The organism is Rhizobium sp. 05N49 (genome assembly GCF_056396805.1).
Window position 1 is genome coordinate 1 of the sequence record NZ_JBFTME010000013.1, and the last position, 15,659, is coordinate 15,659.

Below are 15,659 nucleotides of genomic sequence, written 5' to 3' on the forward strand. Positions count from 1 at the left end.
GTCGCCAAGATCGCCCACAGCGCCTCCGAGCAGGATACGACGCTGCGCTCGATCTCGTCTTCGATGAACCAGCTCGATGCCGCCACCCAGCAGAACGCCGCCATGGCCGAAGAGACCACGGCATCGGCTGAAACGCTGGCTGCCGATACCGACGAGTTGCTGAACCTCATCCGCGGCTTCCGCATCGGCAATGCCGCTGCGGCTCCGGTCATGCATCAGGGTCGCCGCGCCGCTTAAGACGGGGCGACTGCAAGCGATTTTATCACGAAAGAAGTTAGCGGCCGCCGGTATCCCCGGCGGCCGTGCCGTTGACGCCGATGCGTTCTATCAGCCGATCGATCTCGCGGTCGGAAAAGACTTGAATGCCTGCCCGTTTCAGTGCCGCCGCGGTAACGCCGTTCCCGGTCCGCCGGTTGCCCGAGAAGGAGCCGTCATAGATAAAACGGGAACCGCAGGACGGGCTGCCGTCGATCAGCAGTGCGTAGTGACAGCCGCTGTCGACCGCGAGCCGCACGGCATTTTCCGCCGCCCGCAGGAATTCCTCTGTCACATCGCCACCGGTCAGTTCCACGACGCGGGCAGCTCCTGACAGCACATCCTCGCCATCAGCCGCATCGCCGATTTCGGCAGGTGGCCGCGGCACCGGCATGCCGGCCGACATTTCCGGACAGATCGTCACGATCAGGCCTTCCTGCATCCAGCGTTCGATTGCCGGATGGACGAGCGGCTTCGCGCGTCCGTCATATCGGACGGCATGGCCCATGAGACAGGCACTGACGAGGATCTTGGACACCATGGAACGAGCTTTAATGGATATTTATGCAGGCGTCACCGCCTGACGTCAGGCACAGCCTCGGCAACGCAGTTCCGAAACCAGCGCTGCGCCGGATGGGCATCGTTGCGCCGATGCCATGACATGACGAAGGGGATGGGCTCCAGCATGAGCGGTGGCTCCAATAGGGCAAGTTCGTGCGCATGGCCGGAGGCTGCCACGACACCGGCCATCAAGGTAGCGATCATGTCGGAGCGGGCAATCAAGAGCGGTGCGGCATACATATTGGGAAGCGTGAGCGCGAGCCGCCGCTGAAGTCCCTCCTTGGCAAGCGCCGTATCGACATGGCCGAAACGCTCGTTCTCAGGCGAGACGAGCAGGTGCGGCAGAGCCAGAAAGGCGTCGAGATCGAGCGCCTTGCCTGCAGCCGGATGATCCTTCCTGACGATGCTGACGAAACGCTCCTCAAACAGAGGCTGGGTCAGAATGCGCCCGGTTTTCGTTGCCGGCACGCCCACCGTCACATCGGCCTCTCCTGCATCCAGGAGATCGATGGCATCGTTACGCGCGCTGAAATTCCGGACCTGTAATGTTGCAACCGGAGCCGCGTTGGCGAAATGCGCAACGAGTTGCGGCAGAAGCGCGAAAGTCGGGTGGTCGGAGAGGCCGATCGTGAAGGCAGCAGAGGAGGCCGCGGGATCGAACGCCTGAGTGAAATCAAGTGTGCGCTGGATGTCGGCAAGGGCGCGTGACAATGGCTCGGCGAGATCAAGCGCTCTTGGCGTCGGCTGCAGGCCCTGCGGCCCTCGCACCAGAAGCTCGTCTTTCAGCAGGCTTCGCAACCGCGCCAAGGCAGCGCTCATGGCCGGTTGTGTGCGGCCGATGCGAATGCCGGCCTTCGTCACGCTGCGCTCCTTCATGAGCGCGTCGAAGGCGACAAGCAGGTTGAGATCGATTCCATGTAAATCCATGGCGTGGATGAATGCACATACTCCATATCAATTTCAAGCATGCCGAGATCGGCGCTACCTTCGCCCGGTCGCAACATAAACCGGGCAGGAGTTCATCATGCCATTCGCAAATTACAAGTTTCCCGAGGGTACCCTGACGTCGGAGCAGAAGGAGGACATCATCCTGCGTACGACCGCCATGTTCGTTGACTTTTTCGGGGAGGGCGTCCGCCCCTACACGATGGTTCTCGTCGATGAAGTCGTCGACGGCGGCTATGGCCGCGCCGGCGAAACGCTGACCATCGCCAAGATGCAAAAGGGACGATAAGGGCAAAAGCAAAATGGGGCCATCTGGCCCCATTTTTTTGTCGGCCGTTCAGCCGGCGATCTTCGAGAAATCCGCCACCGTACCGGTCGCCGCCCGGATCATCCGCAACAGCGCAAGACGGTTGGCGCGGATCGCGGCATCCTCGTCATTGACCAGCACATCGGTGAAGAAGCGGTCGACGGGGGCACGCAGCTTTGACAGCGCTTCCATGGCCGAGCGGAAGTCTTCATGCGCAACGGCGCCGGCAGCTTCCGACGCAGCCTTGCTGATGGCCGCGAACAGTTCCTTTTCAGCGTCGAGTTTCAGCAAGGCCTCGGAAACGCCGTCCGCAACGACAGTGCCCTTCTTCTCCTCGGCGGCCAGAAGCTGCGTCGCGCGCTTGGTACCGGCCAGAAGGTTGATGCCGTCTTCCGAGGTGATGAAGGCGGTCAGCGCCTCGACACGCCGGGCGACCATCAGGAGGTCGTCGGATTCAGGCGTCAAGACCGCATCGATAAGATCGTGGCGGGCGCCCTGGTCGCGCAGATAGACCTTCAGGCGATCATGGAAGAAGGAGAGCAGGTCGAACTGCCGCGACAGGTCGTCGGTAGCAATATTGGCGCCGATATCCATGTCGATGCGCTGCATATGCGAAGTGATGCGCGGCAATAGCGTCACGCGGGCGCGCTTTTCGAGCAGGATGCGGATAATGCCGAGCGCGGCACGGCGCAATGCAAACGGATCCTTCGAGCCAGTCGGCTTTTCGTCGATCGCCCAGAAACCGATCAGCGTATCGAGCTTGTCGGCGAGCGCCACCGTGATCGCAACCTTGTCGTCAGGCACGCGGTCGGATGGGCCCTGCGGCTTGTAATGGTCTTCTATGGCGGTGGAAACCGAGACATCTTCGCCCTGCAGCGCCGCATATTTGCGGCCCATGACACCCTGCAGTTCCGGGAATTCGCCGACAGCTTCGGTGCGCAGGTCCGCCTTGCAGAGAACCGCGGCGCGATCCACGACCTTGTAATCGGCACCAACAGGCATGGCGATCTTGGCAGCCATCGCGCGGATGCGCTCGACGCGATCGCCCTGCGTGCCGAGCTTGGCATGGAAGGTCACATTCAGCGCATCTAGCTTGGCCATGCGCTGGTCGAGCGGCTTGGCAAGGTCGAGGCCGAATTTCTTGGCGGAAGCTTCCAGCGTTTCGAGGTCCGGCAGGTTGCCCTGGTCGCGCTTCCAGAAATGCAGCGCGTCGGACAGGCGCGCACGCACGACCTTGCCGTTGCCGTGGACGATTTCCTTGCCACCGTCAGTCGCCTGGATGTTGGAAACGAGGATGAACTTGTTCGAAAGCGTCTCTTCGCCCTGTTTGCGGGTTACGAAGCATTTCTGGTTGGTCTTGATGGTCAGGCGAATGATCTCCGACGGGATCGAAAGGTAATCCTCCTCGAAGGAGCCCATCAGCACCTGCGGCCATTCGACGAGGCCGGAGACCTCTTCGAGCAGGCCTTCGTCCTCGACCAGCTCCAGCCCGCTGGCAAAGGCAATGTCGCGGGCGTCATGCAGGATGATATCCTTCCGCCGTTCCGCATCGAGGATGACCTTCGCCTTTTCGAGGCTCGCGACATAATCGTCGAAACGTTTGACGGTGATCGCCTCGGGCGCGTGGAAGCGATGGCCGTAGGTCACGTTGGAGGCGACGAGACCATCGATCTCGAAGGGAATGACAACGGTTTCTTCATGCTCGCTGCCGAAGGTGCAGACGATCGACTGCAGCGGGCGCACCCAGCGCAGCGAACCCGGCTGCGAGGAAGCCTTGCCCCAACGCATCGACTTCGGCCACGGGAAATCCTTGATGATGCCGGGCATGACTTCGGCGATGATCTCTTCCGCGCTGCGACCCGGTTTGGAGATGACGGCAACGTAGAAATCGCCCTTCTTGGGATCGCTGACGACCTGCGCTTCGGAAATGGAGGAAAGGCCGGCGCCACGCAGGAAGCCCTCGATCGCCTTTTCATTGGCGTCGGTGCGCGGCCCCTTGCGCTCTTCGCGCACATCGGCGGAGCGGGCCGTCAGGCCGTGAATATCGAGCGTCAGGCGGCGCGGCGTCCAATATTCGCGCGCGCCTTCATAGGTCAGGCCTGCTTCCACCAGGGCATCGGTCAGGAGCTTCTTGAGATCGCCGGCGGCCTTGCGCTGCATGCGGGCGGGGATCTCTTCGGAGCGAAGTTCGAGAAGCAGGTTCGGCATGGTACTCTTTTCCTGGCGCCTGCAGGGCAGGGGCAATCAAAAATGGTCGCCTCTGCTACCAAAGAATGCCGCATCTGCACAACCGCAAAAACAGGAGGAAGAAGGCTCAATTGCGCCTCAGTCATGCCGCTTAAATCGCTGGGAGCGCTGCCTTCAACTGTGGAAAGCGGCGGGAGGCATTGCCTTGCCGCTTTTCGCCGCTATGGTCCGCCCACCCTAACAAACCGCAGGAAATCCCATGGCCGCTGACCTTCGTTCGCTCGCAGCAAGCATCTCCGCTGAAATCAACGCCCGGCCCGATCAGGCCAAGGCTGCGATCGAGCTGCTGGACGAAGGCGCGACAGTGCCGTTCATTGCCCGCTACCGCAAGGAAGTGACCGGCGGTCTCGACGATACGCAGCTGCGCACACTGGCCGAACGTCTGGTCTATCTGCGCGAACTCGAAGCCCGCCGCGATACGATCATCGAATCCGTCACGGGCCAGGGCAAGATGACCGAGGAATTGATGGCGAAGCTTTCGGGCGCCGCCACCAAGGCCGAGCTTGAAGACCTCTACCTGCCCTACAAGCCGAAGCGTCGCACCCGGGCCGAAATCGCCAGGGAACGCGGCCYCGGCCCGCTTGCCGACGCGATCCTTGCCGACCGCAGCAGGGAGCCGGCAACGCTCGCCGAAGCCTATATCACCGCCGACGTGCCCGACGTGAAGACGGCGCTCGAAGGCGCGCGCGACATCGTCGCGGAAGGTTTTGCCGAAAATGCCGATCTGCTCGGCAAGCTGCGCGCCCATCTGCGCAATGCCGCACTTCTGAAAGCCAAGGTCGTGGATGGCAAGCAGGCGACCGGCGAGAAATTCTCGGACTATTTCGATCATTCCGAACGCTGGGCGACGGCTCCCGGCCACCGCGCGCTCGCCATGCTGCGCGGCTGGAATGAGGAAGTGCTGACGCTGACGATCGAGGCTGATGCCGAGATCGCCTCGCCGAACAAGCCGGTCGAGCGCATGATTGCGACCGCCTATGAAATCGGCGCGTCGCGCCCCGGCGACCGCTGGCTGATGGATGCCGCAAGCTGGACCTGGCGTGTGAAGCTCTCCATGTCGCTGTCGCTCGACCTGATGCGCGAGTTGCGCGAGAGGGCGGAGGAAGAAGCGATCCATGTCTTTGCCCGCAATCTCAAGGATCTGCTTCTGGCAGCACCCGCCGGTTCGCGCGCCACGATGGGCCTCGATCCAGGTATCCGCACCGGCGTCAAGGTCGCGATCATCGATGGCACCGGCAAGCTGCTCGATACGACCACCGTCTATCCGTTCCCGCCGAAGAACGATGTGCGCGGCACACAGGCCGAACTTGCCTCGTTGATCCGCAAGCATAATGTCGAACTGATCGCCATAGGTAACGGCACCGGCAGCCGCGAGACGGAAAAACTGGTAACCGCTATGCTTGCCGCCCTTCCGGCGCCCAAACCCACCAAGGTCATCGTCTCGGAAGCCGGCGCTTCCGTCTATTCGGCGTCTGAAACCGCAGCCGCTGAATTTCCGCAGCTGGATGTGTCGCTGCGCGGCGCCGTCTCCATCGCGCGGCGCCTGCAGGACCCGCTCGCCGAACTCGTCAAGATCGAGCCGAAGTCGATCGGCGTCGGCCAGTACCAGCACGATGTCGATCAGACGAAGTTGTCACGCTCGCTCGATGCCGTCGTCGAAGATGCCGTGAATGCTGTTGGCGTCGATCTCAATACCGCGTCGGCGCCGCTCCTGTCGCGCGTCTCTGGCCTCGGCCGCTCGATCGCCGATGCGATCGTCCTGCACCGCGACCAGAATGGTGCTTTCGGGAGCCGCAAGGATCTCCTGAAGGTAGCCCGGCTCGGCCAGCGCACCTTCGAACAGGCGGCCGGCTTCCTGCGCATCCCTGATGGCAGGGAGCCGCTCGACGCTTCTTCCGTGCATCCGGAAGCCTATGGTGTCGCGAAGAAGATCGTCGCTGCTTGCGGCCGCGACTTGCGTTCGCTGATGGGCGACAGCGCCACGCTGAAGGCGCTCGACCCGCGCAAGTTCATCGACGAGAAGTTCGGCCTGCCGACGGTCAAGGACATCATCGCCGAACTCGACAAGCCCGGCCGCGATCCGCGCCCGAGCTTCAAGACCGCGACCTTCGCCGAAGGCATCAACGAAATCAGCGACCTGAAGCCGGGCATGGTGCTGGAAGGCACGGTGACCAACGTCGCGGCCTTCGGCGCCTTCGTCGATATCGGCGTGCATCAGGATGGCTTGGTCCACGTGTCCCAGCTTGCCGACCGCTTCATCAAGGATCCTCACGAAATCGTGAAGGCTGGCGATGTCGTCAAGGTTCGTGTGGTTGAGGTGGATGTGAAGCGCAAGCGCATCGGCCTCTCCATGCGCAAGGATGACGGCGTTTCCGCGGGTTCTCCGCGTGCTGAGTCGCGCGCAAATGCCGGCCAGCGCCCGCAACAGGACCGCAAGCCGGCACAGTCCAAGCCACAGAGCCAGGGCGCATTCGGCGCGGCGCTCGCCGAAGCCATGAAGCGAAAATAAGGGCTTAGCCCCTATATTTGCAAAAATGTCACACTTTGGCAATTGAATCTGCGGAGTGCTAAATCCGGCGCTTGTAAGGCAGAAGAGAGTTATTAAGTTGATGTGACCATCCTGTCACATTTGCGAGGCGTCCATGGCGTCGGCATTCTTATCGATTGTCCAAAAAATTGTCCGCAAGGGTTCTTTGACCCTTACGCTCGCCAACGGCGAGACCCACACGATTGGCGATGGCACCGGGGAACCGGTTGCCGCTCGTCTTGCCGATCAGGAGGCCGAGGATGCGATCCGTCGCGATCCGACGCTGAAGCTCGGCGAAATGTATATGGAAGGCCGGTTCATCCTTGAACAGGGCAACATCTACGACTTCCTCGCCTTGGTGAAGCAGAACACCACCAACGAAATCTTCGATTTCAAGATGGCCGCCCTGCTCATCGGCCGCATCGCCATGCAGCAGCTCAAGAGCCGCATACCGGTCAACCATAACAAGCGTAATGTCGCCCACCATTACGACCTGTCGGAAAAGCTCTTCGAACTCTTCCTCGATGAGGACTGGCAATATTCCTGTGCCTATTTCGATCCGCCGGGCATTGGCCTGGAAGAGGCGCAGGTTGCCAAGAAGCGCCACATCGCGGCCAAGCTCAATCCGCAACCGGGTCAGCGCGTGCTGGAAATCGGCTCCGGCTGGGGCGGCATGGCCATGTATCTCGCGGAATCGACGCCCGGCCTTGATGTTACCGGCATCACGCTCAGCGAAGAGCAGCTAAAGATTTCCCGCGAACGGGCTCAGAAACGCGGTCTTGCCGATCGCGTCCGCTTCGAGCTGCAGGACTATCGTTACCTGACGGGCAAGAAGTTCGACCGTATCGTCTCGGTCGGCATGTTCGAACATGTCGGCATCGGCAATTACGGCAACTTCTTCAAGAAGGTGTACGAACTGCTGGATGACAACGGCGTCATGCTGCTGCATTCGATCGCGCGTCCGAAGCCGAGTTTCGCCACCAACGCATTCATCGAGAAATATATCTTCCCGCAGGGCTATATTCCCTCGATCGCCGAAACGCTGGTTCCGCTTGAAAAGGCCGGCCTGCTGACTCGCGACGTCGAAGTGCTGCCTCTTCACTATGCCTATACGCTGCGCCACTGGCGCGAGCGCTTCGTGGCCCGCAGGCAGGAGGCGGTGGCACTTTACGACGAGAAGTTCTTCCGCATGTGGGAATTCTATCTGGCTGGCTCCGAAATGGGCTTCCGCTGGGATGAACTTTTCATCGAGCAGATCCAGATCACCAAGAACCAGTTTGCGACGCCCGATAACCGGAATTACATTCCGCAAAACGAGACGAAGCTCCGGGAATTCGAGGCGACGCGCCCACCCCTGGAAAAATTCACCTTCTGATGTCGAAAGCGCGGCTGGGCCGCGCTTTTTCTTTTTGGAGAGACGGATATGAGCGCATTTCCTGAAATCACCATCGTGCGCCATGGCGAGACGGCATGGTCGCTGTCCGGCCAGCATACCGGCCGCAGCGATATCCCGCTGACCGAAAATGGCGAGGCGGCGGCGCGTGCGCTTGCTCCGCGGCTTTCAGGTCTTTCGGTATCCGCCGTCTGGTCGAGCCCGTCGCAGAGGGCGCGCAATACCTGTGCGCTTGCTGGTTTCGGGGAGAGGGCAATCATCAAGGCCGATCTCGCCGAATGGGATTACGGCGCCTATGAAGGCATCACCACCAAGGAAATTCTCGCCAAGCGTCCCGGCTGGCGGCTCTTTCGCGATGGTTGCCCTGATGGTGAAGCGGCAAGCAATGTCGGTGCCCGTGCGGATCGTATCATCGCCGAACTGCGCGAGGCCAATGCGCCGATCCTGATCTTTTCGAGCTCGCATTTCCTGCGCGTTCTCGGCGCCCGCTGGCTCGGCCTGCCGCCGGAGGATGGCTCCCGCTTCATTCTGGATACAACGAGCGTCAGTGTCCTCGGCTACGAGCACGATCTGACCGAGCCGGTCATCCGCCGCTGGAACCAGAAGTAATTCTGATCCCCTCGATCTCGCTCTCTTGGTTAAGAATGACGTAACACCCTCGCTATAAATGTAGCGACCGCCGCCGTCCGCGGCCGTTCTTGTATTGCGTTTTTCTGGAGTGCGGATTGTGTTTAATCGATCAGTCGTATCGATCTCTTTAGCTATTGCCCTTGCTTCATTCAGCACCGCCTCTGCTCAGGAAGGCGGCCATTGGTGGTCGGGTGACTGGTATCTGAAAGTCGGCGTATCGGGCTTTTCCGCACCGAAATTCGAAGGCGCGTCCACCAACGAATTCAAGTTCAGCCCGCTGATCTCGGCAGGACGTCAAGGTCCCGGCCCGCGCTTTTCCTCGCGCAACGACAATCCCTCGTTCGCCCTTGTTGATAACAGCAGCTTCCGCGCCGGTATCGTCGGCCGCTACGTGCCGCAGCGTGACCAGGATGACGATAGTGATCTCCGCGGCCTGAAGAAGGTCAAATGGGGCGCCGAAATCGGTGGTTTTGCGGAAGTCTATCCGACCGACTGGCTGCGCGCCCGCGCCGAAGTGCGCCAGGGCATCCGCTCGCATGACGGTCTTGTGGCCGACGTGGCGCTTGATGCCTTCACCGATATCGCGCCGGATCTGCAGCTATCAGGGGGCCCGCGTGCCACCTTTGCGACCAGCGGCTATTTCCATTCCTATTATGGCGTCAACGAAGCGCAGTCGGCCGCAAGCGGACTGAAGCCATATGATCCCTCGGGCGGTATCCAGTCGTACGGTGCCGGCACCGCACTCACCTGGAACGCGACGGAGAACCTGTCGACGAGCGCCTTCGCGGAATATAAGCGCCTCGCTGGTCCGGCAGCCGACAGCAGCCTCGTGCGGGAGAAGGGGTCGAAGAACCAGTTCCTGATCGGTGTGTCGGCAAGCTACAAGTTCAATTTCACGCTGAACTGATCGGCTATTCGAATCGTCCAAACCCAGCCGGCCATCGATGCGCTGAGCTTTCATTTGTCACGCAGGGCAGGTCCCTTGCGGGACGAAGCACCTCCATCGAGCCGCGAAGGGAGACCTCGGAGGCGATGAAGTCTTGACCATCAACGCCGGCCGTCGCTAGATGTCCGCATGCAACAGATTGATGGTCTCAACGGGCGCGTTGCCGATGCGCCCTCGGATAATTGGGTTTATCGCATCCTGCCGCCCTGGCTATGGCCCTATGCGCAGCTTGCGCGCTGGGACCGGCCGATCGGATGGCAGCTTCTCATGTGGCCGTGCTTCTGGTCGGCCACGCTTGCCGCCAATGCGGCAATCGAACCGCGTGTGTTTTCCGGCGCCCTGCTTCTCTACCACCTGTTCCTGTATTTCATAGGCTCTGTCGCCATGCGCGGCGCCGGCTGCACCTACAATGACCTTGTCGACCACGAGATCGACACGCAGGTGGCGCGCACCCGCTCGCGTCCTCTGCCATCGGGTCGTGTGACCCGCAGGCAGGCGAAGATCTTCATCGCACTGCAGGCGCTGGTCGGCCTCTTCGTGCTATTGCAGTTCAACTGGTTTGCCGTGCTTCTCGGCGTTCTGTCGCTCGGCGTCGTCGCCCTCTATCCCTTCGCCAAGCGTTTTACCGACTGGCCGCAATTCTTCCTCGGTCTTGCCTTTTCCTGGGGCGCGCTCATGGGCTGGGCAGGCATTTTCGGTAGCCTCTCCTTCTCTGCCGTCCTGCTTTACCTTGCCTCGGTGGTCTGGACGATCGGTTACGACACGATCTACGCCCATCAGGACAAGGAGGATGACGAACTGATCGGCGTTCGCTCGACGGCCCGCCTGTTCGGCGAGCGCACACATCTTGCGCTTGTCGGCTTGTACGGGCTGACCCTAGTGCTGATGTTCCTGTCCTTCGCGCTTGCCGGGGTCGGCGTTCTGGCCTTCATCGGCCTGCTGATTGCGGCCGGAATGTTCGCCTGGCAGATCAGAACGCTCGATATCGACGACGGCGCTCAGTGCCTCGCGCTCTTCAAATCGAACACCCGAGTTGGGTGGATCATCTTCCTCGGCCTGTTCGTCTCGCTGCTTTTCGCCATTCCCTGAAATGAAATGAGGAATGTCCGTTAAATGAAAAACCCGGCGCGATGGCCGGGTTTGAAAACGGGTCGGAATGTATCGCTCAGTTGCGAGCGATGATTTCCTTGCCTTCGATCTTCATGAGGACGCCGAGCTTGCCGGTCGTGCGGCGCACGAGGAAGCGCGGGCGCCGGTTTGCGAAATAGGAGTGGCGGCGGCGCGGCTTCATTTCGCTGGTGCGCAGTCCGCCGAGATGTTCTTCGAGGGGGCGGGCGATGCCATCGGCTTCCACCATCAGCATCGGAATGCCGAAGGCTTCCGACCAGCTGCGCCAGTCGGCGGCGATATCGCCGAGATCGTGGGCGACGAGCAGCGGGATGCAGAGTTCCGGATCTTCGTGATGCAGCTCGAGCGTCACTGTGACTTCACCATTGCCGTGGTCGATGGCGCGGGCTGCAACGCCCTTGAAGACACGTCGCGGCAGGGCGATGGAGAGTGGCAGGCCGCTGGAGGGGAGAATCTTGCGCAGGACTGCGCCGCGTTCGTCGATCGTTATGCTGACGTCACCGGTATCGTCGTGGATGGCATAGCTTACCTGCTGCGGAAAGCGAGACGGATCAAGACGCAATGTCGTGCCAGCCCAGACGGGCTTCAGAACGGTATTCTTCATTTCATTTCTACCCTTGTCTTACCTGAGAGCCGGTTTCCGGTCTTCTCCTTGGGACTTTTCGTCCTCTATGGCCCGACAATAGGCGGCCCCCGTTCCGTACAGCTTAAAAATTGCGGTTAAGAAAATCCTGCCTCCGGGGATGGTTAGCAAAAACGAATATGGCACGGTTTCCGGAATATGAACGCGGCCCCGTGCCAGAGCAGGACAGCTTCAGGTAAGTCTCGGGTAAGTTTTGCGTGGCAAAATGCTCGCACCAATAGTCCGTCATTCTTTAAAGACTTTGCTGAAAAGGGCGCATTCATGATCACGGCATCCCTGGCATACGTCATTCTGTCTCGTGATATGCCGAAAAGCCTCGACCGCGTCGCCAATCAGACGCAGGTCAAAAAAGATGCCCAGTATTACGCCGACAACATCAACAAGGTGAAGGACGTCGACGACTTCCTTGGCGACTACAAGCTCTACAGCTACGCCATGAAGGCTTATGGGCTTGATGACATGATCTACGCCAAGGCCTTCATGAAAAAGGTTCTGGAAAGCGACCTCACGGATGCGAACAGTTTCGCCAACAAGCTTTCCGACACCCGTTACAAGGAATTTGCCTCCGCCTTCAATTTCCATGCGCCGCCCAAGGATATTCAGACGGACGCGCAGGAAGACGATCTGATCGGTCTCTACAAGCAATCCTTCGCTGATGCAGCCGATCAGGCCGCCACCGAAACGAAATACTACAGCGCGCAGATGGACGACGTGAAGAACGTCCAGGACTTCGTCGGCAATTCCCGCCTGCTGAATTACGCGTTGAAGAGCGTCGGCATCGACCCGACCTACATCTCGAAGGACTACATCGCCAGCGTCCTGTCCACGGACATCAGCAAGCTTGGCGGCAATGCGCCCGATACGAGCGATCCGGCCTACGATCCGACCAAGACCTATGTCGGTGACAAGCTCTATGCGCTCGCCCAGCAGTTCAACTTCAAGCCGGACAATGGCGACACCCAGTATTTTCGCGCCAATATCGGTTCGGTGCAGTCGGTCGACGACTTGCTCGCCRATCCGCGCCTGCGCACGGTGGCGCTCCAGTCCGTCGGTATCGATCCGGCAACGGCCGATGACGCTTTCATCAAGATGGTGCTGACAAGCGATCCGGCCACACTTGGCGGCGACGCGCCGCTCAACAACCCTAATCCGTCGCTCAACTATGTCGGCGACAAATACAAGGAACTTCGTTCTTACTTCAATTTCCAAGCCGATGGTTCGGTCAATGGTTCGGCCCAGAATTCCGGCCAGACCGATGAGGTCGCAGAACTATACGCGTTCCGCGCGCCTGCAGTTGGCGGCGTCGCCCAGACTGCGACACAGAAGAACAACGTCATCGAACAGTATAACATCAAGACTGCACCGCAGATCGTCGACCGCGACGGCACAGCCAGCGATGTGTACTATACCAGCCCGGCAATGTCGGATCTCAACAAGAGCTACTATCAGTCCAAGATCGGCACGATCACCAATGTCGATCAATTGGTCAACGACAAGCGGCTTGCAGACTACGTCCGCGCCGCATTCGGCATGGATCCGGGCTTTACGCAGCTGAAGAGCGTCCTGACAGATCCGACCTATGCCCGTTCGGTCGATATGGGAGAGGCTTACAAGGCCTTCAACTTCAAGTCCGATGGTACGGTCTCCCCGACGAAGCGCGCGCAATCCTATGATCAGTTGACGGGTATGGTGAATGCCGCGTCGAACGTTACCGGCTACTTCTCGAACAAGATGATACCCGCGAGCGGTCCGAGCACGATCACCAACGTCGACGAACTGCTTTCCGACAAGACTCTGACCTCTTACATCAAGGATGCCTACGGCCTTGGCCAGGATTTCAGCAATGCCGAGCTGAAGAACATCCTCACGGATTCCGCCTACGCCACGACGGCGGGCCATCAGGACATCCATGATGCCTTCAATTTCAACGCGGATGGTTCGATCAACGGCACGATCCAGAGCGCCGCGCAGCTCAAGAGCATCAATCAGCTCGCTGCAGCCAATGCGTCCTACTATCAGGCCAAGCTACCGGATCTCTCGAACAACGGCTCGACCGCGGCCGTTGACGTTTTCCTCGCCGACGACAAGTTGGTCAGCTTCCTGCGCACCAACCTGCAGATCGGCGACGACGTCAGCGACACTACGCTTCGCAGCATTCTGACCGATCCGACGGTCGCGGCGGCCCAGGGCTATAGCGACGTCTACCAGCTCTTCAACTTCCGTCAGGACGGGACGGTCRCTCAAAACACGTTCTCGCAGAGCGCCGACCAGGTTGCGGCAATGAACACGAAGGCGGACGACGCCGCCTCCTATTACGGCAGGACGATGCCTTCGATCGCCAGCGTCGATCAGTTGCTGGCCGATCAGAAGCTCAACAATTACATCCGTTACGCTTTCAGTATTCCGGCGAGCGTTTCGGACACTGATCTGCGCAACATCCTCACCGATCAAAGCGGTACCGGTCCCTATGCCAATGTGAAGGCTGCGTTCAATTTCCAGGCGGACGGCACCGTTGCCCCCGGTCTTCCGGCGCAGACAACCACGCAGATGGCCTCCTTGAACTCGGCTGCCAGCATACGGGAGCAAAGTACCCTTGACCGGATGGGCGACGTCAATGATGTCGATCAGCTGCTCGCCGATTCATCCCTGACTGACTATCTGAAGATGGCGTATGGCCTGGCCTACGACACGAGCAACGCCGAGCTGAAGAGCATTCTCACCGACCCGGCCCATGCAGCATCCGTCGGCCAGGCTGATCTCAACGCCGCCTTCAATTTCGCTGCGGACGGGTCGCTGCCGACCTCGACCTCGCCCCAGACCGGTGAGCAGACGACGAACACGTCAGACAATTACGGCGCTCGCGCCAACAATCAGGGCAACGATCTCATCGACCGCATCATCGCGAACTACAAGTCGCGAATGGATGACGCCAATGGCGTTAAGAATGTCAATGATTTCATGAAGACCAACAAGACCGCCGATACGCTCCTCGGTAACGACTCCTATCCGGACCTCTATCAGATGGCGCTGCAGGCCTATGGCCTGACGACGAACGACGTCTCGCGCTCCACCATGCGCAAGCTGCTCGTCAGCGACCCCTACGATCCGAAGGGATATGTCGCGTCATTCAAGGATGACCGCATCACCAACATGGTTCGTGCTTTCAATTTCGGCGCCGATGGCAAGGCTGCCGAGCCCATGTCGGCGCTCTCTGCTGCCACGATGGCAAAATATGCGACCGATTATAAGTCGCACGTGACCATGCTCATGAAGGACGGTCCTGCAAAAGACCGCGCTTCAAAGGATGCGACCAAGGAAGTGGATTATTTCGGCAAGACCATTCCAACCATAACGTCGCTCGATGATTTCCTGGCCGACAAGCGCCTGACGGATCTCGTGCTGAAAGCAAATGGCCTCGATCCGAAGAAATACGACAAGGATACGCTGAAGAAGATCTTCACCTCCGATCCTGACGACAAGAAGAGCTATCTCAACACCACGGCTGACGCGCGCTTCAAGGAAATCGTCGCCTCCTTCAATTTCGACAAGGACGGCAACCTGACCCGTGCCAAGATGGGAGCCATCCAGGACAAGCAGGCCGAAGCAAGCACGCAGCAGCAATATGTGCAGATGACCCTGGAAACCCAGGAGGGCGAAAAGAACGATGGCGTTCGCCTGGCGCTCTATTTCAAGCGCAAGGCCGGTGACGTCACGTCGCTCTACAACATTCTCGGTGACAAGGCACTCTATGAGGTCATCCAGACCGCCTATAGCCTGCCCCAGCAGATTTCGGCAATGGACGTGACCAAGCAGGTCGATCTTCTCGGTCGCTTCGTGAAGCTCGAAGACCTGCAGGATCCGAAGAAGGTCGACAAGCTCATCAAGCGTTTCACGGCCATGTACGACATCAAGAACAACACGCAGCAGTCGCCGGCGCTCCAGCTCCTGACCGGCGGTACCGGCCAGGCGTCGTCGCTGCTCTGATATTGGCGTAGCCTGCCGGAGCCTAGGAAAGTTCTAAGCATATCGCGCAAAACCGTGCAGCGGTTTTGCGCTAACGACATGCCGAAGCAAGGA

11 protein-coding genes and 1 pseudogene are annotated in these 15,659 nt (G+C 60.0%); 8 read left to right on the forward strand and 4 right to left on the reverse strand.

Translation table 11 applies throughout. The features are described 5' to 3' along the window. Positions 1 to 237 (forward strand): annotated as a pseudogene (locus tag AC1DF8_RS23580) (methyl-accepting chemotaxis protein); the annotation flags it as partial. A gap of 37 nt (positions 238 to 274) precedes the next feature. Here the strand turns inward: AC1DF8_RS23580 and AC1DF8_RS23585 are convergent. Together AC1DF8_RS23585 and AC1DF8_RS23590 are read right to left on the reverse strand one after the other, a co-directional pair. After that, the gene (locus AC1DF8_RS23585) at positions 275 to 796 is read right to left on the reverse strand and encodes a 2-thiouracil desulfurase family protein (protein ID WP_478155294.1); all 522 of its coding nucleotides are present in this window, start codon (positions 794 to 796) and stop codon (positions 275 to 277) included. Positions 797 to 828: 32 nt separating this feature from the next. After that, positions 829 to 1,743 (reverse strand): LysR family transcriptional regulator, encoded by a 915-nt coding sequence (locus tag AC1DF8_RS23590; protein WP_478155295.1) that lies wholly within the window; start codon positions 1,741 to 1,743, stop codon positions 829 to 831. A 97-nt stretch (positions 1,744 to 1,840) separates the two neighbouring features. On the opposite strand from AC1DF8_RS23590, the gene AC1DF8_RS23595 reads away from it, so the two are divergent. Beyond that, positions 1,841 to 2,050 (forward strand): tautomerase family protein, encoded by a 210-nt coding sequence (locus AC1DF8_RS23595; protein ID WP_112542906.1) that lies wholly within the window; start codon positions 1,841 to 1,843, stop codon positions 2,048 to 2,050. Positions 2,051 to 2,098: 48 nt separating this feature from the next. Here AC1DF8_RS23595 and glyS read toward each other — a convergent pair whose 3' ends face one another. Continuing rightward, positions 2,099 to 4,276: a glycine--tRNA ligase subunit beta gene (gene glyS, locus AC1DF8_RS23600; RefSeq protein WP_113015045.1), complete on the reverse strand. Its 2,178-nt coding sequence runs from the start codon at positions 4,274 to 4,276 to the stop codon at positions 2,099 to 2,101. A gap of 238 nt (positions 4,277 to 4,514) precedes the next feature. Between glyS and AC1DF8_RS23605 the strand changes: the two genes are divergently transcribed. The 5 genes from AC1DF8_RS23605 (at position 4,515) to ubiA (ending at position 10,900) form a co-directional block, all read left to right on the forward strand. Next, on the forward strand, positions 4,515 to 6,824 hold the full coding sequence (locus AC1DF8_RS23605; protein ID WP_478155296.1) for a Tex family protein: 2,310 nt from the start codon (positions 4,515 to 4,517) through the stop codon (positions 6,822 to 6,824). Positions 6,825 to 6,957: 133 nt separating this feature from the next. Further along, complete coding sequence (locus tag AC1DF8_RS23610) at positions 6,958 to 8,217, forward strand: SAM-dependent methyltransferase (RefSeq protein ID WP_112971100.1); 1,260 nt, start codon at positions 6,958 to 6,960, stop codon at positions 8,215 to 8,217. A 48-nt stretch (positions 8,218 to 8,265) separates the two neighbouring features. Next, complete coding sequence (locus tag AC1DF8_RS23615; protein ID WP_112971099.1) at positions 8,266 to 8,844, forward strand: histidine phosphatase family protein; 579 nt, start codon at positions 8,266 to 8,268, stop codon at positions 8,842 to 8,844. 118 nt (positions 8,845 to 8,962) lie between these two features. Then, complete coding sequence (locus AC1DF8_RS23620) at positions 8,963 to 9,772, forward strand: MipA/OmpV family protein (protein WP_112971098.1); 810 nt, start codon at positions 8,963 to 8,965, stop codon at positions 9,770 to 9,772. 168 nt (positions 9,773 to 9,940) lie between these two features. Continuing rightward, positions 9,941 to 10,900: a 4-hydroxybenzoate octaprenyltransferase gene (ubiA, locus tag AC1DF8_RS23625; RefSeq protein WP_183880831.1), complete on the forward strand. Its 960-nt coding sequence runs from the start codon at positions 9,941 to 9,943 to the stop codon at positions 10,898 to 10,900. Between the two features lie 76 nt (positions 10,901 to 10,976). Here the strand turns inward: ubiA and AC1DF8_RS23630 are convergent, their stop codons facing one another. Then, entirely contained in the window at positions 10,977 to 11,543 is a 567-nt protein-coding gene (locus AC1DF8_RS23630; RefSeq protein ID WP_112542913.1) for a DUF6101 family protein, read from the reverse strand. A 300-nt stretch (positions 11,544 to 11,843) separates the two neighbouring features. On the opposite strand from AC1DF8_RS23630, the gene AC1DF8_RS23635 reads away from it, so the two are divergent. Continuing rightward, positions 11,844 to 15,566, forward strand: a complete 3,723-nt coding sequence (locus tag AC1DF8_RS23635) for a DUF1217 domain-containing protein (protein ID WP_478155297.1) — start codon at positions 11,844 to 11,846, stop codon at positions 15,564 to 15,566. Positions 15,567 to 15,659 lie beyond the last annotated feature (93 nt).

Excerpts from the sequence above, each read along its gene's own strand:
- AC1DF8_RS23585 (WP_478155294.1), bottom strand. The coding sequence starts at position 796 with ATGGTGTCCAAGATCCTCGTCAGTGCCTGTCTCATGGGCCATGCCGTC.
- ubiA (WP_183880831.1), top strand. The coding sequence starts at position 9,941 with ATGCAACAGATTGATGGTCTCAACGGGCGCGTTGCCGATGCGCCCTCG.
- AC1DF8_RS23590 (WP_478155295.1), bottom strand. The coding sequence starts at position 1,743 with ATGGATTTACATGGAATCGATCTCAACCTGCTTGTCGCCTTCGACGCG.
- AC1DF8_RS23595 (WP_112542906.1), top strand. The coding sequence starts at position 1,841 with ATGCCATTCGCAAATTACAAGTTTCCCGAGGGTACCCTGACGTCGGAG.
- AC1DF8_RS23610 (WP_112971100.1), top strand. The coding sequence starts at position 6,958 with ATGGCGTCGGCATTCTTATCGATTGTCCAAAAAATTGTCCGCAAGGGT.
- AC1DF8_RS23615 (WP_112971099.1), top strand. The coding sequence starts at position 8,266 with ATGAGCGCATTTCCTGAAATCACCATCGTGCGCCATGGCGAGACGGCA.
- glyS (WP_113015045.1), bottom strand. The coding sequence starts at position 4,276 with ATGCCGAACCTGCTTCTCGAACTTCGCTCCGAAGAGATCCCCGCCCGC.
- AC1DF8_RS23630 (WP_112542913.1), bottom strand. The coding sequence starts at position 11,543 with ATGAAGAATACCGTTCTGAAGCCCGTCTGGGCTGGCACGACATTGCGT.